We start from the raw sequence: 19,942 nt of genomic DNA, 5'->3' as shown, positions 1-19,942 counted from the left end.
GGGTGCTTCTCCCTCGTCAGGGATTTCCAAGGGTCACAAGGGTCGTCGTCCTTCGGCTCGGGCTGCCGGCCCTTATATGCCTGTCGGCGAGGGGACGGGCACCACCGCGCTCCAGCGCGGCCTCCAGTCCCGCCTAACGCCGGGCATAAAACAATTTCCGGTTTTGGTTTTTTTTCTCCGCCATCAGCGCCGGGGTGTGGGGGTGGAGCCCCCACAACATCAATAGAAAGTAAGAGAAATAGATTTCCCTTTGTAAAATTCAACGTAGCGTAAAAAGATATATTCATTATATGAAAATAGTATCCATTTTAAATCGCAAAGGCGGAGTCGGAAAAACCACCTTCACCGGCTGCACCGCGCAGGCGCTGTCGCTCGTGGGCTTCAAGGTGCTCGCGATCGATAACGACAGCCAGCACAACCTTTCGGCAATGCTGGGCGCGGGCGTGTGCTCGCCGGGCATCCGCGACGTGTACCGCGTGCCCGCGCACGAGGCGGCCGGCGTGTTCCTGCGCTGCGTGCGCTCCACGGAGCTTGCCGGCCTGCACGTGGTGACGTCGTCGCAGGCGCTGTGCGACGCCGACGTTGCCGACGTGCACGGCCTGCGCCGTTGTCTTGACGCATGCGACCTCGGCCGCTTCTACGATTTCGTCCTCATCGACAACGCGCCCGGCATGGGCCGGCTGCAGATCTCCTCGGTGTACGCCTGCGGCGAGATCTTCGTACCCGTTGAACTCAGGCAGTTCGCGGTGGACGGCGTCGTCGAAATGGAGAAAATGCTCTCGCAGGAACATCCCGGGGGCGGCAGGATCACAAAGATAATCCCCAATTTCTACCGCGACACGCTGCGCCAGAACAGCTTTCTCGCCGCGCTGCGCAGGCTGTTCCCCGGCAGGGTCACGGCCACGCCCATTCCCGATGATTCCGTGTTCGACGAGCTCGTCACCGAGAACAAGATCCTCTTCCTGCACCGCCTCGCCTCGCGCGGCGCGGCATATTACCTCAAGCTCATCCATGAGCTGTTCGACCTGGACGAGAAAAAAGTGTGGGAAGTCATGCTTGACAAGAGGGATGAGCGGAAGAGCGAGGAGGCGCGGGAGAGGTATTTGTCAAGGCAGTTAAACGGTAACTAAAAATAATTTTGATGGGGGGAAAGTATCCCCCTCGCTCCGGCCCGGTCGCGCTCCACATCATATCCTTCGAACCCGTTTCCGGAAAAGCACGCTACCGGTCCTCCGCTATCCCCTCCTGGGTGCAGCCAGGTACCGCCCGATTCAAGTCCTAACCATCCGCCGGGAGCACCCTTCGCCGAAGGCGACTTCGGGCGGTCCGGCAACGAGGCGAATAGCGGGGCCCGGAAGAAGGAACGGTGCCGTGACCGGCAGGCGCCATGATTATTAAGGTGTTATGAGATAGGCTGACTTTCCCCGCAAAAAGTCTTTTATTTTTAAACTTTAAAAACACTTTCAGCGACCATAAATAATGCAGGGATGGGGTTTCTGTTTAATAATCGATTAATCCCTGTAAAATGGTGGATAGGGCCGCTTGAAAACAGGCGGCCCTTTTTTTATCCAGCCTTGATGATAAAGGTTGAAAAAGTCCCTTTTTTTAGGTAAATTACTAAGGGGGCTGGGCAGTTCCTTATTCCTATTATAAAGGGAGGCATTTGATGAAAACCGCGCGTAGGGGAAGTGTACTGCTTTTAACCGCTTTAATGTTTTTTTTCCTACCGGGTTATGGCAAGGAGAATGCGGCAACCATCGTCACGCCCAAAAAAGGCATTGCGGCCGCAAAGTACGGCCCGGCCAATCTGGCGCTTGCCGATGCGAGCTGGTATTATGACTGGGGCAGCAGCCCGCATTCAGGTTCCGTGCCCGCAGGCTATCAGCCGATGGAATTCGTGCCCATGCTCTGGGGAACGAACTTCGTGACCGACCAGGCCGTCAGCGCCTTGACAACAGGGAAAAACAACGGCACGTACCATTACCTGCTCGGCTTCAACGAGCCCGACCTGGGCAGCCAGGCCAACATGACCGTGGCGCAGGCCATCAGCCTGTGGCCGAAGCTGATCTCGACCGGGCTCATCCTCGGCAGCCCGGCGCCGTCGAGCCCGGGCACGTGGCTCGACGATTTCATGTCGCAGGCCGCCGCGAACAATTACCGCGTCGATTTCATCTGCCTCCATTACTACGCGCCGCCCAACGCCGCCAACGCGGTGTCGGCGCTCAAGACGTTCCTCACCAACGCCTACAACAAATACCAGAAGCCGATCTGGCTCACCGAATTCGGGGCGCCCGACTGCAAAACGCTTGGCTGGTGCGGCAGCAACGCGGCCGCGCTCACGCAGGCGCAGGTGGACACGTTCGTGCCGCAGGTCATCGCCATGCTTGAAGACCTCTCCTTTGTCCAGCGGTACGCCTGGTTCGTGGACGCATCGCAGGCCGGGTTCGAGTTGTCGGCCCTGTTCACCAGCGCGGGCGCGCTCTCGCAGACCGGCATCGATTTCCGCGACGCGCACGGCAGTTCCACGGTGCAGTGGGGCCGCGTTGTTTCGGGCACCTGCCTCACGCCGTATGTTTTCTACAGCAGGGCGGACGGCAGGCTCGCGTTCAGGCTGCCGCCGACCGCCACGCAGTACCGGGTGTCTGTTTCAGATGCGTCAGGACGCTTCATGTACGGAGCAAGCGGCATAGGCTCGGGCGAGCAGATCATTCCCCAAAATAAAGGGAATTGGTCAGGCGGCGTTTATGTGGGAAGAGTGGACGCGCTGGGGCTGGTGAGGACGGAGCGGATTGTGGTGTGGTAAGAAAGAGTTGGAGCGTTAATGCGTTAGAACGTTACTACCTTGATGAGTTGAGAAAAGACGTGTCATTGCGAGGAGTTCTTTGCGACGAAGCAATCCCTGTTGAGATTAAAACAAGATTCACCGCAGAAGCGCAGAGAAAAGGTGGAGCGTTTGAGCGTTAACGCTTGACGCGGATGTGAATCAGTGAAAATGTCGGCGGGCTGGTACCATAGTATCAGCCTTTTTTATTTCCACGAACTCACTTCATCAAACAAGTCCCCCAACCTCGGAATATTCTTCACAAACTCCTTCACCGAAATGGTGTTGTCTTTATCACACAATGCCTTTTCCGGGTTCGGATGGATCTCAAAGAACAGCCCGTCAACGCCCATGCACACGGCAGCTCGCGCGAGCGGCAGCGCGAGGTCGCGGTTTCCCGACGAGCGCCCCCTGCCGCCGCCCGGCGTCTGCACGCTGTGCGTGGCGTCGAAAATCACGGGCGCGCCGAGCCTTTTCAAAACGGGGATTCCCGCAAAGTCAACCACGAGCCTGTTGTAGCCGAACACGGTGCCGCGCTCGGTGATCCACGCCTTCCTGCCGGCCTTTTCGAGCGAGTATTTCATGTCGGCCGGCGCCATGAACTGGCCCTTCTTGACATTAACGAACTTGCCGGTCTTCGCCGCTGCGACGAGCAGGTCGGTCTGCCTGCATAAAAAGGCCGGGATCTGCAGGATGTCCGCCACGTCGGCGGCTTCGGCCGCCTGCTGCGGAGAATGGATGTCGGTGAGGACCGGAAGGCCGGTTTTCAATTTAACCTTTTCGAGAATCTTGAGCCCGCGTTTCATTCCCAGTCCCCTGAACGACGACCGGGACGTGCGGTTCGCCTTGTCGTAGGACGCCTTGAAAATGATGACGGCATTTTCCTTCGCGGCCGCTGCGGCGAGCGTTTCGGCGATGCCCAGGCACAGGCCCTCTGATTCGATCACGCAGGGGCCAGCGATGAAGAAAAGGCTTTTCCTGCCGGGCTTTTTTGTTGAAAAAGGATAGATATTGAGATTCGGCATGGTGATTTCTTTCTGATTGTTTTGCTGAGAAGAAAATAGCAAAAGGGGAGGGGAAAAGGAAGCGCCCGGGTTTTATTAGGATAAAATGAGGAGGGATATGCGATATGGGCGCGTTACCTTAAAATTCCCCGCGACCGTATTTATAGAACGCACACCCCCATTATTTATCTGCCTTAATTAACGTTCTTCATGATGCTCCTCGTGGTGTCTGAAATGGGTGTCATGGGGATAGCGTTCCCGCGGCAAGCGTATCCATGGCCCTCCCCTTGATCTTGCATAGAACCAGACGCCCCCGTTGTACCAATAGACATAGTCGCCTTGATAGTAATAACCGTCGGGATCCACCTCAACAATCTCCGGAAGCGCAGGCACGATCACTACATGCCCCCTTCGACCGACAAAACCCACGGCGCAATTCAGGAACAAGACGCCGCAAACAAGGGCGATAACGGCTTTTTTGATCATAGGACCTCCTTATTTTTGATACCATAAGAATTCAGCAATAATTGTACCTACTTTGGGTAATCATGTTGGGCGGCTTGGGCTTGCCGCCTCCAAAATCTATTTTTTGGTGACTCGCAAAATGCCTTAACTCAACTATCAACTCAAACGTGCAAAAAGAGAATCGTATGCAACATTTTATGCTCCGCCTTCCACCCTTCCCGCTTCAATAAAAACTGGAATGATTTCTTCGATTCTCATTCTCGGCACCTCCAATTCCGGCAAATCGCCGCTGGGCGATTACATTCAGGAAAAATTCTCCACGCCCGAAAAACGGTATTTCCATTTTGACTTCGGCGGTCAGTTAAGGCGGGTGATTGACGAACCGGGATATGCGGGACTTACCAAGAGTGAGAGTGAATACGTCGAATCAGTGATGAAAGGACAGCTCATTGACAAAGCGCATCTGCCGGTTGCGAGAAAAATATTCAGGCATTTTGTCCAGGCGATAAAATTAAATCCAAGGAATGATATGCTTGTTCTCAATGGATTTCCAAGAAGCATTGTTCAAGCTGATTTTCTGAAAGAGATAAATGTGGCTGTGGAAAAAGTGGTCTATCTTGATTGCCCGGCATCAGTTGCCTTGGCACGCAAGAAAAATGCTGAAGCGGGAAAGGGATTTGAGGACCGGGGCAAACGGCAAGACAGCGAGATGGAAATCTTCAATAAAAAGATCGCGTCGTTTGAATACGAGACCTATCCGCTCGTGGAATATTTCGGCAGGAAGAAGGTGGAAATCCTTGTTGTCAAGGTGGGGGAGAATACCGGGCCGGGGGAAATGGCGGAGCGGATTATCACCACCTAGTTCATGAAAGCCCTCCTTTGGCTGATGTCACCCCGAGCCTGTCGAAGGGTCTCATAAATAAAAAACGGTTCGACAAGCTTTAGTCAAGTACTTTTCCATCCATATGATACGTGATGGCGCATGCCGTCGTCTATAATTTTTTCAAAGTTTCTTGATTATTCGTAATTCGCCTTCAATTTCCATGAGGTGAATGAGGAAGCACAAAGTTTAAAGCAGGGTTTCGCCCCTGCGCTTGGTTTGGAAAAATAGCGGATGACTTTCCGCGCCAGGGGCGACCGGAGGCCGTCGCAAGAGCGCGGTGCTGCCCGGCCCTCGCCGTCAGGCCGGTGCCCTGCCCGGCAGGCGCCAATAATTTCTATATTTTTCTTGATTATTTTATTCAGAAAAAAATCACAAAGTATCCATCAACCTGCATCCCTAAAACTTGACTGCCGCTTCAGTGTGAAAGTATATTTTCACACCTTCTTTGGAAAGCAATAACCCTGAAATTTCACCGTACTCCTTTGACATAAAAAGAAAAGACAACCAAACATAACATATACCTTTTCACAATTAAAATTGGAGGATTTTCATGGCACTTAAAGTTGGCATCAACGGGTTCGGCCGCATCGGAAGGCTCGTGTACCAGGCGATCGCGGACCAGGGGATTCTGGGCAAGGAAATCGACGTCGTTGCCGTGGTCGATGTCACCACCGACGCGAAATACTTCGCTTACCAGATGAAATACGACTCCGTGCACGGCCATTTCAAACACGACATCAAGACTGAGAAAAGCGCTCCCACGGCGGAAGCGGACGACGTCTTTGTCGTGAACGGTTTCAAGACAAAGTGCATCATGGCCACCAAGACGCCGGCCGAGCTTCCGTGGAAGGCGCTGGGCGTCGAATGGGTCATCGAGTCCACCGGCCTGTTCACCGATTCCGAAAAGGCAAAAGGCCACCTTGCGGCGGGCGCGAAGAAGGTCATTATTTCGGCCCCCGGCAAAGGCGAGGTCAAGACCCTGCTCATGGGCGTGAACGAGAACGAATACGATCCCGCCAAGCACAACATCGTGTCCAACGCCTCGTGCACGACCAACTGCCTCGCTCCGCTGGTGCACGTGCTCATCAAGGAGGGTATCGGCATCGAGACCGGTCTGATGACCACGATCCATGCCACGACTGCGACGCAGAAGACCGTTGACGGCCCGTCCAAGAAGGACTGGCGCGGCGGCCGCGCGGCCTCGATCAACATCATTCCCTCGAGCACGGGCGCCGCGAAGGCGGTGGGCGAGGTGCTCCCCTCCACAAAAGGCAAGCTCACGGGCATGTCGTTTCGCATTCCCACGGTCGATGTCTCGGTCGTGGACCTCACGTTCCGCTCGGCGCGCGATTCGTCCATCGAGGAAATCGACGCCGCGATGAAGAAAGCGTCGGAGACCTACCTCAAGGGGTACCTGGGCTATTGCAACGAGGAACTGGTCTCCACCGATTTCATCCACGATGCCCGTTCGTCCATCTACGACTCGCTCGCAACTGTCAAGAACAACCTGAAGGGCGAGAAGCGCTTCTTCAAGGTCGTGTCGTGGTATGACAACGAGTGGGGCTATTCGAACCGGGTGATCGACCTCATCAAGTTCATGGCGAAGAAGAAGTAATTTTTCAAAGTAACAGGTGAGTTGTTGATAAAAGCCAGTGGCGGTGTCCCCGCCGCTGGCTTGTTTTAGTAGAAAAAAATCACCGCAAAGCCGCAAAGAACACAAAGAGGAATAAAATGAATAATGGATTTCTTTGCGACCTTTGCGTCTTTGCGGTGGAGTATTGATTTTCTTGGCAAGGAGAAGCATTATGGCAATTTCTAAAAAGACCATCCGCGACATTGACGTAAAAGGAAAACGCGTGCTCATGCGCGTGGATTTCAACGTTCCCATGAAGGACGGCGTTGTGCAGGACGACACGCGCATCAAGGCGGCGCTGCCGTCGATCAAGTACGTGCTCGAACAGGGCTGCAAGAGCCTGGTGCTCATGTCCCATCTGGGCGACCCGAAAAAAGACGCGAAGAAGGCGAAGGAAAAGGCGGAGAAGGACGGCAAACCGTTTGACGAAAAGAAATTCATCGACGGCAAGTGCAGGATGAAGCCCGTGGCCGAGTATCTTGCCAAGCTGCTCGGCAAAGAGGTGAAGTTCGCGCCCGCGTGCATGGGGCCCGAGACCGAGGCGATTGTCAAGGCGCTGCCCCAGGGCGGCATCTGCATGCTCGAGAACACGCGCTTCCACAAGGAAGAGACCTCCAAGGAGGAGTCCGAGCGCGAAGTACTGGCGGCCGCGCTCGCCACGTACGGCGACGTGTACGTGAACGACGCGTTCGGCACGGCGCACCGGCCGCATGCGTCGACCGAGACCGTTGCGCACCATCTGCCCGCGGTTGCAGGGTTCCTCATGGAAAAGGAGCTCGAATACCTTCAGGAAAAAATCGTGAAGAACCCGGCAAAACCGTTTGTCGCGGTGATCGGCGGCGCAAAGGTGTCGAGCAAGATCGCGGTGCTCGAAAGCCTGCTTAACAAAGTGAACAAACTGATCATCGGGGGCGGCATGACCTACACCTTCTTGAAGGCCAAGGGCGTTTCGGTGGGCAAGTCGCTGGTCGAGGACGACATGGTGGAAACCGCAAAGGGCATTCTTGACAGGGCGGCGGAAAAGAAAACCGAGCTTCTGCTCCCCGCGGACCATGTGGTGACGCAGGAATTTTCTGCCGACGCGGTGTCGAAGGCGTCGGCGGGCGAGGCGATCGAAGACGGTTGGCTCGGCATGGACATCGGGCCGAAATCAATTGAGAAATTCAAGGCGGCCATTGCGGGCGCGAAGACCGTGTTCTGGAACGGGCCCATGGGCGTTTTCGAGTTTCCGAAATTCGCCGAAGGCACCAAGGCCATCGCCCAGGCGCTTGCGTCGCTTAAGGGCGCCACGACCGTCATCGGCGGCGGCGACTCGGTGTCGGCGGTCAATAAAATGGGCCTGTCGGCGAAGATGTCCCACATCTCCACAGGCGGCGGCGCGTCGCTCGAGCTCGTGGAAGGCAAGGAGCTGCCCGGCGTGAAAGCTTTGCTCGACCGGTAGATTTAAAGGACGAATCGCTGCCGTCATTCCCACGGAAGCGGGAATCCATTTTGTTTTCATTTAGGAAGCCTGGACTCCTGCTTTCGCGGGAGTGACACATTATAGAAAATCGTAAATATACACGGGTTACCATAACATATTTTATTTGCCCTAAGGAGAATGTGGTCATGGCACGAAAAAAATTCATTGCCGGCAACTGGAAAATGAATACCACGCTTGACGAGGCGAAGGCGCTCGCAAAAGGCATCGTGGCGAAAATGGGCGCGGAAACGGACGTGGACATCGCCGTATGCCCGCCGTACGTCAGCCTCAAGACGGTTTCCGAAATTGTCAAGGGCACCTCGGTAAAGCTCGGCGCCCAGGACGTGCACTGGGAGGCTAAGGGCGCGTTCACCGGCAAGGTGAGCTGCGCCATGCTCAGGAGCGTGGGCGTGGAATACGTGATCATCGGCCATTCGGAGCAGCGCCAGTATTTCCACGAGACCGACGAGACCGTGAACAAGAAGGTGAAGGCGGCGCTCGCCGCCGGGCTCCTGCCCATCGTCTGCGTGGGCGAGACGCTTGAACAACGTAAAACAGGGAAGCTGTTCTCGGTGGTGGAGACGCAGATCAAGGGCGCCTTTGCGGGCGTCGCCAAGGCCGACGCGCTCAAATGCACCATCGCCTACGAACCGGTGTGGGCCATCGGGACCGGAGAGGTGGCGACACCGGACCAGGCCAACGAAATGCATGTTTTCATTCGCAAGCAGGTTTCCGGGATGCATGATACCGATACCGCCGGCGCAATCCGTATTCAGTACGGCGGCAGCATGAAACCGGACAACGCAAAGGCGCTGCTCGCGCTTTCCGACGTCGACGGTGGGCTTATCGGCGGCGCGGCGCTGAAGGCTGACGATTTTTTGGGGATTGTAAAACCTAAATAATTTTGCAAGAGGTAGTCACAGTATGTCGTGGATTTTCGGAATTCTTATTGCGCTGTTCGTGATCGTGTGCGTCTTTCTGTGCATGATTATTCTGATCCAGTCCGACAAGGGCGGCGGGATATCGGGCACGCTCGGCGGCGGCTTCTCCAGCGCGACGAGCCTGCTGGGCGCGGGCGATACGGCCAACATCCTCACCAGGGCGACGGCGATCTCGGCCGGAATTTTTCTGGGACTGTGCCTGATCATGTCGATATTCGTTTCGCATCCCTCGCAAAGCCAGATCAAGTCCGCGCTCAAGGAGCGCGCCGAGAAGCAGGGCTCGTATTCGCCGTCGTCCGTGCTGCAGGGACAGCAGGGACTTCCGGTCGGAAACCAGGGACAGGGTGAAGCCGGTCCCCAGGGTATGCCCGTCCCTCAGGGCCTGCCCCAGGGCGCGACGCCGAAAGCCCCTGGCCCGACAACGCAGCCGGCACCGGCATTGCCGGCGCCCGCCCCGTCAAGGGGAAAAGGCAAGTAGCACGTGGTAATGCGGTCGTGGTGGAACTGGTAGACACGCATGTTTGAGGGGCATGTGGGAGCAATCCTGTGTCGGTTCGATTCCGACCGACCGCACCATTCTTTTATCCATGCTCTCGTTTTTGGTTTTTCCACTATTTATTTTTTCCATCCAGTCCAATCCGCGTAAGAATTTTCAAATAAAAACTTTGCCCTACGAGCGGATGATATTTTATTCTAACAGGTAAATGCCGGTTGAATCCATTTATTATGACGGGCAAATAAATTCAGGAGTGGTGCTTGACTTATGCCAGGCGTCAGGTGGACCGGAGGGTGCGCCAGAGCGCATTGTCACTTCGTTCCCCGAGGTAAGGTAGTTGCGCTTCGCGCTTTATTATGTCGTTTGCCTCATGCCGGCCGACCCCGCGAAGCAGGGGAACGCCCAGCCTTTTTTGATTTTGCCAATTTTTATTTTTATCAAAAGGGAGTTTCCATGACGACAATCAAGTATTTGCTTGCGGGATCGGTCGCGGCGATCATTCTGTCAACAATCGCCTGCACAAAAACCTCCACCGGCCCGGACACCGGCGGCACCACCGTAAAAGATATCGACGGGAATATTTACACAGCAGTAAAGATAGGCAACCAGGTCTGGACCGCGGAAAATCTGCGGACGACCGCCTACAACGACGGGACGCCGATCCCTCACGCTCCGCTTTTGTCAACGTGGGCGACGCTGTCCACGCCCGCGTACGCATCCTACAACAACACGACCGACGCCGACAGCATCAAGAAATTCGGCCTGCTTTACAACTGGTACACCGTCGGCACGGGCAGGCTCGCGCCCGCGGGATGGCACGTGCCCACGAGCGCGGAATGGGACACCCTGCGGAATTACCTGGTCGCGCACGGATACAACTGGGACGGGTCGGACACGGGCAACGGGATAGGGAAGTCCCTTGCGGCAAAGACGGATTGGAACGCGGCAACCGATTCCGGGGACGTCGGCTGGAACACGGCGGCCAACGACGGCAGCGGCTTTTCTGGCCTTCCGGCGGGCATCCGCTTCTACGACGTTGACTTTAAAAGCATCGGTCAGATGGGGTATTGGTGGACCGCCACGGCGGAGGACGTCGCGCATTCCGATTACCGGATGCTCAGCAGCTCCCATGACTATCTCGACAGTTACCTCATCCTCGACAACACGGGCCTCTCGGTGCGGCTGGTGAAGGACTGACCCATAATTAATTCTTGCTTGATAAAGCGGCACGTTTAACCCTGCCGGATGTCGAGGGCTTTTCCGCAAGGAGATTTACCGATGCGACTCGTGGGGCTCGATAAGGAAATAATGGCGGCATGCAGCATCCTCGTTGTTGGACTATCGTTTGCAACGTGCACGAATTCACCGGTGCGCAGTGCGCCGGCCGCCTTGATCGACCTGCATGTCGCGGCTCCCGCCCCAGGCTGGGTTGAGTCTGCGGGCGCGTTTCAGGAATTCGGGGACACCGACGTATACAACCTCCTTTATGACTCGGTTTATTTGATGAACAACGCCGTCAGGAACGGTTTTCACACCTCGTATGAAAACGCGGCGGAGACGACCACGGTGAACGTTGTTATCATTGACTACGGGACCGCCGCCGATGCATTTGCGGTCTGGGACACTCTCAAACACTCGCGGGCAGACATGAATCACCCGGTGACCATGCCGGATTTCTCGGCGTCCGCAGAGGGATCGCAGACATACAACGGACTCGTGGTGTACTCCTGTTTCGGACGGTTTTATTTCCAGTTGACATTTAATAATTATCCGGACCCGAACAGGGCGGTCGCGGACGCGGAGGCGTTTCTGGGAAAGTACAAGGCGATTGCCGAAAAATAAGAGTGGAACGCCGTTCCGATAAAAAAACCCGTCCGGAACGGGTTTTTTTATGTGCATTTTAAAAAGCGCTGCTAATACTTGGCCACCCGGCGCTGTACCGTTTGTCGGTCAAGCGTCAGCCGTGCGACATATGTTCCTTTCGCCATACTGCCTTCGTCCAGGGTGAAATCGTGGCTGCCGCTTGAAATTGCTCCGGCGTGCAGCACCTTGACGCATTTCCCATGAAGATCATAGATTGACAAGTGCGTCATGGACGATCCTTCCGGCGCAAAGACCCTGAATGTTATTGCTCCCGCTCCGCTTCTGAAACAGCTGAGCAGCTGTTTGCTTTCAGGACCATGATTGCTTTTTGCAACAACCCCCGTGTTCACCGCGCTCACGCTCCTGTGGGCTCCCGGCAGATACTGATCGCCGTCGCCGATGACGGTAAAAACGTATTTTCCGCTGACGAGCGCCAGCTGATCCTGCGTGAGGACCGCGGTCGCCGAATCCTGGCCCGGGGGAATGGTCACGGTCCCGCGCGCCTGTTTCATCAATGACGCGTTGTTCTCGGCCGCATCGACGTTATACACCACGTCGAGGCTTGAGGAGGTGGAACCGCCTTTCCTCGTCACGATGAACTCGTTGGCGTTCGAGGAAGCCGCGACCTCCACCTGGACAAGCGCGGGCAGAATCCCTTTCGCGATCTTCAGTTGCACGGGATTGAACCGCGTGACGAGCACGTTGATCCCGTAGTCCGAGAAGCTTGCGAAATAGAAATTGCCGTTGTTGTCCCACGAATCGTAGCCGATCCAGTATTTTTGGGCGCCCGCCTGAGCGTCAAGATCGCCGGTCGCGCACAGCGTGTTGATCACCTTGCCCGAGGCGATGTCGTACTCCACGATGGTGTTGTTGCCGCTGTAGATTTTCTTCGAATTCGGCGACACCTGGAAAATCCAGTTCGGGTCGTTGGGAAACGGCCTTCCGAGCGACGTCCACGCCGCGGCGGAATCATCGAACCTGAACGTGTTGCCCTTATTGTCCTCCACGTAGCAGGTTTTTCTGTCCCGCGTCCATTGCCCCATCTCAAAGGCGTTGAGGTTGAGTTTCCAATCCGTCAAATCGCCGAAGGTGTTCGTTGACGGCTCGTAGTAGTGGACATGGTTGTAGATGTTCGGGTCCGAGCCCGGCGACCAGTATTCGCTGCCGGCCGTAAAGTAGAGCCTGCCGCGCGAATCCACGAACATGAACCGGTTGGTGTAAATGTACTGCGTGAACGTGGCGGGGCGGCCCACGGTGAACTCCAGGTTTTTCGCGACGTCGTAATACACGATGTCGACCGTGGGGATCACCGCGCCGTACACGCGGTTGTTCTTGGGATCGGGCGCCAGCGTGACCACCTGGAGGTGCGGCGCACCCACGCCGCCCGGGTTGTTCACGCTCATGTCGGAGAACGTGTTCTGGGCCACGTCGTAGGCGTACACGTGGTAGCCGCGCGTTGACAGATACGCATCGCTGATGTCGGAGCGGTCGAGCGAGAACACGTAGACCCTGCCGTTGTGGAACGTGGGCCGGTCGTGGAACTTCTGGCACGTTTCGCCGCTGTCCCAGTTGTTGACCGCCTCGGACGCTGCGGCCGCGTCGCCGAGGTAGCGGAGCGTGTCGTCGCTCATGTAAATGCGGTACAGGGCCGAGTTGGTGGTGTGGTCCATGCCGCCCACGTAAATGTCGCCGTCGGGCGCGTTCCCGATCGAATGCCAGCACGCGTGCGGCCGCATGCCGTCGGGCGTGTTAGGCAGCTGCCAGGTGCGCACCCACGGGTATTTTCCCACATAGCCGCCGGTCTGGGGAACGCCAAGGCAGGAGAGGGCCGTGCCGGCGGAAAGGACGAAACACCAAACGAAAGAAATCCTCTGATTCGCCATGATTCCCCCTTGCGGGAACGGTAAGGAAAATCGGACATTTCGTTAATACAGAACGATTCTCTTGCTCATGGACAAACCGCCGGTCTTTACTTCCGCGATAAAGCCGCCGCTGATCGCAATGCCGCCGCCGGCGCGCTTTTTGAGCGGGAACTCGTACACGCCCGCGCCGAGATGCCTGTTGAGCAGCGTGGTGACGAGCTTTCCGGTCAAATCATAAATGCTGAGCTGGGTCAAAGAGGCCCTCGCGATGTTCAGCCGCACGACCGTGGCGCCGGAAGGGTTCCGGAACGTTTCCATGAGCGCCTTGTCCGCCGGTCCCGTTCCCTGCGGCCGGACCCGGATGGCGGTCAACTGCAGCGGCACCAGGCGGCTGCTTCCCGCAAGGTAGTTGTCGCCGTCGTACTCTACCGAGAAAACAAGGCTGGAAATTCCCGCAATGCCCTGGAATTGCGTTTTGTCAACCGTCACGTCGGCGGAGGCGGCGCCGGCGGAAATCGTCGCGCTGCCGTAGGTCTTCAGGAGCTGATTGTTGTTAGAGTCGGAACCCGTCAATTCGTAAATGACTTTCAGGCTGCCCGTGGTGGCGCCAGTGCGGGTGACCATCACGTCGCCGTTCGGACCGGGTGCGGCGGTCACCGTCACCAGCTCGGGCAGCAGGCCCTTTGCCACCTTGATCTTCACGGGATTGAGGCGCACCATAAGGGTGCCGGCGCCGTCGTCCATGGAGAAATCGGCCACGTAGAAATTACCGGTACGGTCCCAGGAATCGTAGCCGGTCATGAAATCGTATGTCGCCTTGTTGTCGCACTCGGTAATGGTGACGATCTGGCGCGAGGTCTTGGCCGCGAGGTCGAATTCGAAAATCGCGCGGGGCTCGTTCAGACCGTTCTCATTGTCGCAGCGGCCGACGTACAGCTTGTCGCCGTCGGGGGCGACTTCCAGCGTCCACACCTTTTGCACCGGGTTGATGCCGGTTGTTCCCAGGTAGGTCCACGTGGGGCCGCTGTCGGTGAAACAGTACAGGTGCCCGTGGTCGTCGGACCCGTACCATTTCGTGTGCTCCCTGTTCCATCCGCCGCACTCCATGGCGTTGGCGCCCTGGAGCTGAAAATTGGGCAGCTCGCCGAACCCGCTTGCGGGATCGTAATACCACACATGGTTGAAGGTGCTCACCGGCTCGCCCATGTTCCATTGCGCCCGGTCGTTTCCCGCGGTGATGTACAACCTGCTGCGCGAATCCACCCACTGGACGCGGTCGCTGTAAAGGTATGGGGGCGTGGTCCATTGCGAGGGCCGGCCGAGCACCGTGGTCACTTTTTTGGCGATGTCGTAGCTCACTTCCTTGACTTCCGGGATCGTGTTGCCGTACATCACGTTTTTCTTGGGGTCGGGCTGGATGCAGATCAGCTGCAGATGCGGGGCGCCGATGCCGTTGGGCTCGCTGACGCTGAGGTCGCTGAAGGTGTTGGCGGCGGTGTCGTAGCAGTACCAGTGGAACCCGCGCGTTGACAAGAAGGCATTATCGAGCGTCGAGCGGTCCAGCGACGCCACGTAGACTTTTCCATTGAAGAAAATGGGGCGGTCGTGGAACTTCTGGCAGGTTTCCCCGGTCTGCCAGTTGTTCACCGCCTGCGAGGCCGCGCGCGCGTCGCCGAGGTAGCGCAGGGTGTCGTCTTTCTGGTAAAGCCGGTAGAGCATGGAATTGGTGGCATGGTCTTGGCCCGAAATGTAAATGTCGCCGTCCGGAGATGAACCGATACAATGCCATGCCTGGTCGGGCCGCGTGCCGCTCGGCGCGTTGGGCAGGTCCCATGATTTGGTCCCGTTCATCTGCCCGGCATAGCCGCCGGTTCTTGGCGGCTGGGCATGGCTTACCGACAGCAGACAAAAGCAAAGCACGACGCCGATTTTCAAGCTTGTTCGGTTGAAGGGGACCATTAAAGACCTCCTCTAAAGTGTGGTAAAAAGTGTATCGGCTCCGATTAAGCGATTAATAAGCCCCGGCTGTTTTGCAGACGATAATATAAGGAAATAATGCCGTCATTTTAAGAAATTAATCAATGAGTTTTTATGAGATTATGGCGGGGACGGGGGAAAGTCTCGGGGTGAAATCCGAGGAATTTTTTAAGCGCAGTCGGAACAAAAAATGCATTTTGCCGCATGACGCTTCAGCGCCGATGCTGCGGCACCTTTTGCCCGATGCAATTCCCCTCCCCCTCAACGGCTACTAAAATATATTGGCGATGAACGGCCCAAGCATATTTATGAAAAAATTTGTTCTTGAGCCGGATGCCGGAAATGACCTGGCCCGAACAGTCCGATGATATCCCACATTTGTCTTGCGAAAAAGGGAATATCTGGGTATTATTTTGATAGAGCGGGCATTTTAGAAAAGAATTCCAAACCGGGGAGGATAGAAATGTCACATATCCCAATAAAAACGGTCATCACCGTGATAGTATCGCTCGGGCTTGCCTATTCCCAGAACGCAACCGGCATCGTCGCGGCCAGCCGGTCGATCGACTGGGGCAAGGCCGGCGTCGAAGGGGGCGTCCCGAACAGGGCCGCAATTTACACCACGCTCAACCCGGGCGCCACGGCCGACCAGATCAACGCGGCCATCGCGGCGTGCCCGGCCGGCCAGGTGGTGTCCCTGAGCGCCGGAACGTATTCCCTGGCAGGCGGCATCGTGCTCAAGAGCGATGTCACGGTGCGCGGCGCCGGCGCGGACAAGACCTTCCTGGTCTTCACCGGCGTCAACGCCTGTTTCGGCGGCTACGGCGTGGTGTGCTTTACGGCCGAGAATCACGTATGGGGCGGCGACAAAGATGCATGGCCGGGCGGCACCAATGCCGCGGTCTGGACCGCCGGCTTTGCGCAGGGAACCGCGCAAATCACGCTCACGAACGTGGGCAGCTCGGGAATCGCCGTGGGGCAGTACCTCATACTCGACCAGGAAAACGCGGCGGCCGACAACGGCGAGCTTTTCGTATGCGACAACACCACATTTCCCTGCTCACTCGAAGGAGGAAACGGCGGCCGCGTGATAAACAACATCCAGCACGGTCAGACGCAGATCGTGAAGGTCACGGCGATCAACGGGAGTGTCTACACCATCTCGCCGGCCCTGTACGCCCCGACCTGGACCGCCGCGCTTTCGCCCGGCGCGTGGTGGGTGCGGCCGATGCAGAACGCCGGGCTCGAAGACCTTTCCATCAACCACGACAGCGCCGCGGGCGAGATCAACGGCATCAGCATGTACGGCGCGATCAACTGCTGGGTGAAGGGGGTCCGGTCCGTCAACTCCAACCGTAACCACGTGCAGCTGTGCGCCTCGGCGCACAACACCATTGCCGACTGCTATTTTTACGGCACGCAGCACGGCCAGACGCAGAGCTACGGCGTGGAGATATACCTCGGGTCGGACAACCTCGTGATCAACAACATTTTCCAGCACGTCACGGCGCCGCAGCTGCTGCAGCTCGGCGTGGGAGACGTGATCGCGTACAACTTCTCCATCAACGACTACGAGACCGCGTCGGCCGATTTTCTGTACGGCAGCGCCACCGACCACAACGAGGGCAACGAGTTCGACCTGCTCGAGGGCAACGATGGGTCAATGTTCGGCGCCGACCTGTTCCACGGCACCGGCGGCATGAACACGCTGTTCCGCAACCGCTTTACAGGATGGGAAAAGGGCAAGCTGAACAACCTGATCCCGGTGCGGCTCGATTCCTACAAGCGGTACTGCAACATCGTCGGCAACGTGCTCGGCACCGCCGGCATCACCATAAATTATCAGACGCCGGCGCCGTACGGCAGCGGACAGGTGTATGCCCTCGGCGGCGGCAACTCAAACGGCACCGTGACCATCCCGGCAGACCCGCTCGTTCCGGCCACGACCATGCGCTGGGGCAATTACGACGTCGTGAGCGACTCGGCGCGGTGGGAGGCGTCCGAAGTGCCTAGCGCGATCGCCAAGTACGCCAATCCCGTGCCCGCGGGCAAGACGCTGCCCGCCTCGTTTTTCCTGTCTGCAAAGCCGGCGTGGTGGCCGAGCGCGATCGCCTGGCCGCCGATCGGCCCCGATGTTTCCGGCGGCGCGCTTTCGGGCCTGGCGGGCCATGCGCACCAGATCCCCGCGTGCAACTGTTATGCGAACATCATGAAGGGCCCGGCCGACGGCAGCGGGGATCCGCTGACCTTCAACGCAGACAACTGCTATACAACGGCCGTGTCCAATGCTCCTGCGAATTTGATGAGGCAGGGGCCTGTGTCGCTATCCGTCCGCCGGATGCCGGGTGGGCATGAATGGATGATTAAAATGACGGGCGCGGAGGCAAAATGCCGTTTGACAATTTGCGACATAATAGGCCGGACGGTCAGAACGCTTGCGCCGGACCAATCGTCGGCAAACGGGGCGAGGTTTTTCTGGGACGGGAGGGACAATCAGGGGAAAAGTTTATCGGAGGGACTTTACGTGATAGGAATAGCGGGAGGGGTGAGAAAAGTGGTAGGGATATTTTGACCGAAGACGATTGTTTCATTTTTAATAAAAAATGGTAAAGCAGGTAGGGGCTGGCCGCCCCCAAGACCTGCCAAGGAAAATGCTTATTATAACAACCCCCGAACCCCTTGGAAAGGGGGGCTCGTGGGTCTGCCCTATTGTTAGTGATCTATTGTGGAAAAAATGATATGAATTGAGAATGTTTTTTATCAGTTATATCCTGATACCTCCATTAAGTCAATTAAACTCAAAGGCTGGTGATACGGCAGTTGGGTGGCGGAATTGAAAAATCCTGATTGCTTGACATAAAGGATTTGCCGCAAGGAACTTATGTCCGGGTGGAAAAACGGGAGCAATGATGGTGCCCCAAAAGTTCGTTACGATAAAATGATGGAATGTACTAGTAAGATGGACAATGAGGTTCATGAGCCGGGAGATTTAATAAGAAGCGGGTTTATCACTACTCTAATAAAAGGGGGCTGCTTCATGAAACTTTCACTTCCTGTTCTTCTTTTCTGTTCCATTGTTTGTGCCGCCACCTACTACGTCGACCAGTCCGCATCAAATTCCGCCGACGCAAACCCCGGCACCGCGGCGCAGCCGTGGAAGACCATTTCCAAGGCCGCCGCGGTCGCCGTCGCCGGAGATTCCGTGATTGTCAAGTCCGGAACCTACAACGAGCGCATTTCGTTTACTTCCGGTCATTCAGGTTCAATCGGCAAAAAAATTGTATTCAAGGCCGATCCCCGTCGCACCGTGTTCATGCAGGGGTTCAACACGGGCAGCGCGAATTATCTTCGCGTCGAGGGGTTTGACATCACCTACAGCCAAGGCGGCTGGAACGGCGGGGGCGTGTGGATCTCGAGCAGCAACCTGGAGATCGTGGACAACTACTGCCATGACATTCCCGGGCCGGGCATCCAGTCCAACTGGAGCGGCGGGCCGTGGGACTCGGTGTACATCGGCGCCAACCACGTGCACCACTGCCAGTACGGCATCACGGTGACCGGCACCAATTTCCTGGTGGAGGGAAACGAGGTCGACCGCCTGTTCCAGTACGACACCACGGACGACTGCGACTATTCGCGGTTCTTCGGCGACAGCATCATGTTCAGGCACAATTATTTCCACGGCACGGTGTTCAGCGAGGTGGGCAGCGCGCACCTCGACTGCTGGCAGACCTTCGACAACAACGGCGAGCACGCGGCCAACATCACCTGGGACGGCAACTGGTGCAGCGAGTGCGACGAAGGCCTGATGGCCGAGGGCATCTATCATCACAACAACCACGACTTCACGTTCAAGAATAATATTTTCGCGCATTCGGCGGCGTGGGGCCTGTGCGTGAGCGACGGCATCACCAACATTTTCGTGTACAACAACACGTTCTATGACATCAAGTACTACGGCGCGGGGTTCGGCGGGAGCTTCACGTCAGGCGCAATTGTCAAGAACAACATCTTCAGCAAGTGCTACGACCACGCCATCATCGTGAATAACGGCGCCGCGCCGGTCACCGAGGACTACAACCTGTTCAACGCGTCCACCTATGCCGCTACCGGCGGCCATGACAAGATGAACGTTGACCCGCAGTTCGTGGATTCCGCGAACAACAATTTCCGCATCACCTCGACAAGCCCGGCCGTTGACGCGGGAACAACGCTCCCCGTGGCCACGGATTACGACGGCACTGCGCGGCCGTACAACGGCGTTTTCGACATCGGCGCGTTCGAGTTTTCGAATTCCGCGGTACGGGGATTTTCAGGACAACGGGATTTTCAAGCCCTGCGTCCCATGATCCAAAATCCGATCACCCCGGCGCTTCTCAAACGCTGTTTGCAGAACAATGTGGATCTCACGCTTTACGATTGCGCCGGCAAGCGTCTTTTCGCGGACCGGATTGACAGGCAGGGAACGTGCATCGTAAAGAGCAGGACGACAGGCGCGATCCAGAAAATAATTGTGGTCAAGTAAACAGGGAGCG

Annotated in this window: 15 protein-coding genes and 1 tRNA gene; 12 read left to right on the top strand and 4 right to left on the bottom strand. The window is 56.8% G+C overall.

Features of this window, described 5'->3' with window-relative positions; genetic code table 11:
• Window positions 1–290 precede the first annotated feature (290 nt).
• Window positions 291–1,130 carry a ParA family protein gene (locus VLX68_04455; GenBank protein ID HUI91482.1) on the top strand — a complete coding sequence of 280 codons (840 nt, stop codon included), beginning with the start codon at window positions 291–293 and terminating at the stop codon, window positions 1,128–1,130.
• Window positions 1,131–1,666: 536 nt separating this feature from the next.
• Window positions 1,667–2,803 carry a glycoside hydrolase family protein gene (locus tag VLX68_04450; protein ID HUI91481.1) on the top strand — a complete coding sequence of 379 codons (1,137 nt, stop codon included), beginning with the start codon at window positions 1,667–1,669 and terminating at the stop codon, window positions 2,801–2,803.
• 224 nt (window positions 2,804–3,027) lie between these two features.
• On the opposite strand, the gene kdsA is transcribed toward VLX68_04450, so the two are convergent.
• Window positions 3,028–3,846, bottom strand: coding sequence for a 3-deoxy-8-phosphooctulonate synthase (gene kdsA, locus VLX68_04445; GenBank protein ID HUI91480.1), 819 nt, complete (start codon window positions 3,844–3,846; stop codon window positions 3,028–3,030).
• Between the two features lie 177 nt (window positions 3,847–4,023).
• The gene (locus VLX68_04440) at window positions 4,024–4,311 is read right to left on the bottom strand and encodes a hypothetical protein (protein HUI91479.1); all 288 of its coding nucleotides are present in this window, start codon (window positions 4,309–4,311) and stop codon (window positions 4,024–4,026) included.
• Between the two features lie 217 nt (window positions 4,312–4,528).
• Here VLX68_04440 and VLX68_04435 point away from each other — a divergent pair, with 217 nt between their 5' ends.
• From VLX68_04435 to VLX68_04400, 8 genes are all read left to right on the top strand, one after another.
• Complete coding sequence (locus VLX68_04435; protein HUI91478.1) at window positions 4,529–5,152, top strand: nucleoside monophosphate kinase; 624 nt, start codon at window positions 4,529–4,531, stop codon at window positions 5,150–5,152.
• 571 nt (window positions 5,153–5,723) lie between these two features.
• Entirely contained in the window at window positions 5,724–6,788 is a 1,065-nt protein-coding gene (gap, locus tag VLX68_04430; GenBank protein HUI91477.1) for a type I glyceraldehyde-3-phosphate dehydrogenase, read from the top strand.
• A 196-nt stretch (window positions 6,789–6,984) separates the two neighbouring features.
• Window positions 6,985–8,247 (top strand): phosphoglycerate kinase, encoded by a 1,263-nt coding sequence (locus VLX68_04425; protein HUI91476.1) that lies wholly within the window; start codon window positions 6,985–6,987, stop codon window positions 8,245–8,247.
• 167 nt (window positions 8,248–8,414) lie between these two features.
• Complete coding sequence (gene tpiA / locus VLX68_04420; protein ID HUI91475.1) at window positions 8,415–9,170, top strand: triose-phosphate isomerase; 756 nt, start codon at window positions 8,415–8,417, stop codon at window positions 9,168–9,170.
• Between the two features lie 22 nt (window positions 9,171–9,192).
• Window positions 9,193–9,687 (top strand): preprotein translocase subunit SecG, encoded by a 495-nt coding sequence (gene secG / locus VLX68_04415; GenBank protein HUI91474.1) that lies wholly within the window; start codon window positions 9,193–9,195, stop codon window positions 9,685–9,687.
• 11 nt (window positions 9,688–9,698) lie between these two features.
• Window positions 9,699–9,785 (top strand) — tRNA-Leu (locus VLX68_04410).
• 373 nt (window positions 9,786–10,158) lie between these two features.
• Window positions 10,159–10,902, top strand: coding sequence for a fibrobacter succinogenes major paralogous domain-containing protein (locus VLX68_04405; protein ID HUI91473.1), 744 nt, complete (start codon window positions 10,159–10,161; stop codon window positions 10,900–10,902).
• 81 nt (window positions 10,903–10,983) lie between these two features.
• Window positions 10,984–11,547, top strand: a complete 564-nt coding sequence (locus VLX68_04400) for a hypothetical protein (GenBank protein ID HUI91472.1) — start codon at window positions 10,984–10,986, stop codon at window positions 11,545–11,547.
• A 71-nt stretch (window positions 11,548–11,618) separates the two neighbouring features.
• Here VLX68_04400 and VLX68_04395 read toward each other — a convergent pair whose 3' ends face one another.
• Both VLX68_04395 and VLX68_04390 read right to left on the bottom strand, forming a co-directional pair.
• Window positions 11,619–13,451 (bottom strand): FlgD immunoglobulin-like domain containing protein, encoded by a 1,833-nt coding sequence (locus VLX68_04395; GenBank protein ID HUI91471.1) that lies wholly within the window; start codon window positions 13,449–13,451, stop codon window positions 11,619–11,621.
• A gap of 42 nt (window positions 13,452–13,493) precedes the next feature.
• Window positions 13,494–15,389 (bottom strand): T9SS type A sorting domain-containing protein, encoded by a 1,896-nt coding sequence (locus VLX68_04390; protein ID HUI91470.1) that lies wholly within the window; start codon window positions 15,387–15,389, stop codon window positions 13,494–13,496.
• A gap of 481 nt (window positions 15,390–15,870) precedes the next feature.
• Here VLX68_04390 and VLX68_04385 point away from each other — a divergent pair, with 481 nt between their 5' ends.
• Together VLX68_04385 and VLX68_04380 are read left to right on the top strand one after the other, a co-directional pair.
• Window positions 15,871–17,979: a FlgD immunoglobulin-like domain containing protein gene (locus VLX68_04385; protein HUI91469.1), complete on the top strand. Its 2,109-nt coding sequence runs from the start codon at window positions 15,871–15,873 to the stop codon at window positions 17,977–17,979.
• Between the two features lie 465 nt (window positions 17,980–18,444).
• A complete protein-coding gene (locus VLX68_04380) occupies window positions 18,445–19,932 on the top strand; it encodes a right-handed parallel beta-helix repeat-containing protein (protein ID HUI91468.1) in 1,488 nt (495 codons plus the stop codon).
• Window positions 19,933–19,942 lie beyond the last annotated feature (10 nt).

This window comes from Chitinivibrionales bacterium (genome assembly GCA_035516255.1).
GTDB lineage: Bacteria > Fibrobacterota > Chitinivibrionia > Chitinivibrionales > FEN-1185 > FEN-1185.
The sequence above is the reverse complement of the archived record's forward strand: the minus strand, read 5'-3'. Positions and strand labels throughout refer to the sequence as shown.

Bases quoted from the DNA above. Each gene is read 5' to 3' on its own strand.
- VLX68_04455 (HUI91482.1), top strand. From the start codon at position 291: ATGAAAATAGTATCCATTTTAAATCGCAAAGGCGGAGTCGGAAAAACC.
- VLX68_04450 (HUI91481.1), top strand. From the start codon at position 1,667: ATGAAAACCGCGCGTAGGGGAAGTGTACTGCTTTTAACCGCTTTAATG.
- kdsA (HUI91480.1), bottom strand. From the start codon at position 3,846: ATGCCGAATCTCAATATCTATCCTTTTTCAACAAAAAAGCCCGGCAGG.
- VLX68_04440 (HUI91479.1), bottom strand. From the start codon at position 4,311: ATGATCAAAAAAGCCGTTATCGCCCTTGTTTGCGGCGTCTTGTTCCTG.
- VLX68_04435 (HUI91478.1), top strand. From the start codon at position 4,529: ATGATTTCTTCGATTCTCATTCTCGGCACCTCCAATTCCGGCAAATCG.
- gap (HUI91477.1), top strand. From the start codon at position 5,724: ATGGCACTTAAAGTTGGCATCAACGGGTTCGGCCGCATCGGAAGGCTC.
- tpiA (HUI91475.1), top strand. From the start codon at position 8,415: ATGGCACGAAAAAAATTCATTGCCGGCAACTGGAAAATGAATACCACG.
- secG (HUI91474.1), top strand. From the start codon at position 9,193: ATGTCGTGGATTTTCGGAATTCTTATTGCGCTGTTCGTGATCGTGTGC.
- VLX68_04405 (HUI91473.1), top strand. From the start codon at position 10,159: ATGACGACAATCAAGTATTTGCTTGCGGGATCGGTCGCGGCGATCATT.
- VLX68_04400 (HUI91472.1), top strand. From the start codon at position 10,984: ATGCGACTCGTGGGGCTCGATAAGGAAATAATGGCGGCATGCAGCATC.
- VLX68_04395 (HUI91471.1), bottom strand. From the start codon at position 13,451: ATGGCGAATCAGAGGATTTCTTTCGTTTGGTGTTTCGTCCTTTCCGCC.
- VLX68_04390 (HUI91470.1), bottom strand. From the start codon at position 15,389: ATGGTCCCCTTCAACCGAACAAGCTTGAAAATCGGCGTCGTGCTTTGC.
- VLX68_04385 (HUI91469.1), top strand. From the start codon at position 15,871: ATGTCACATATCCCAATAAAAACGGTCATCACCGTGATAGTATCGCTC.
- VLX68_04380 (HUI91468.1), top strand. From the start codon at position 18,445: ATGAAACTTTCACTTCCTGTTCTTCTTTTCTGTTCCATTGTTTGTGCC.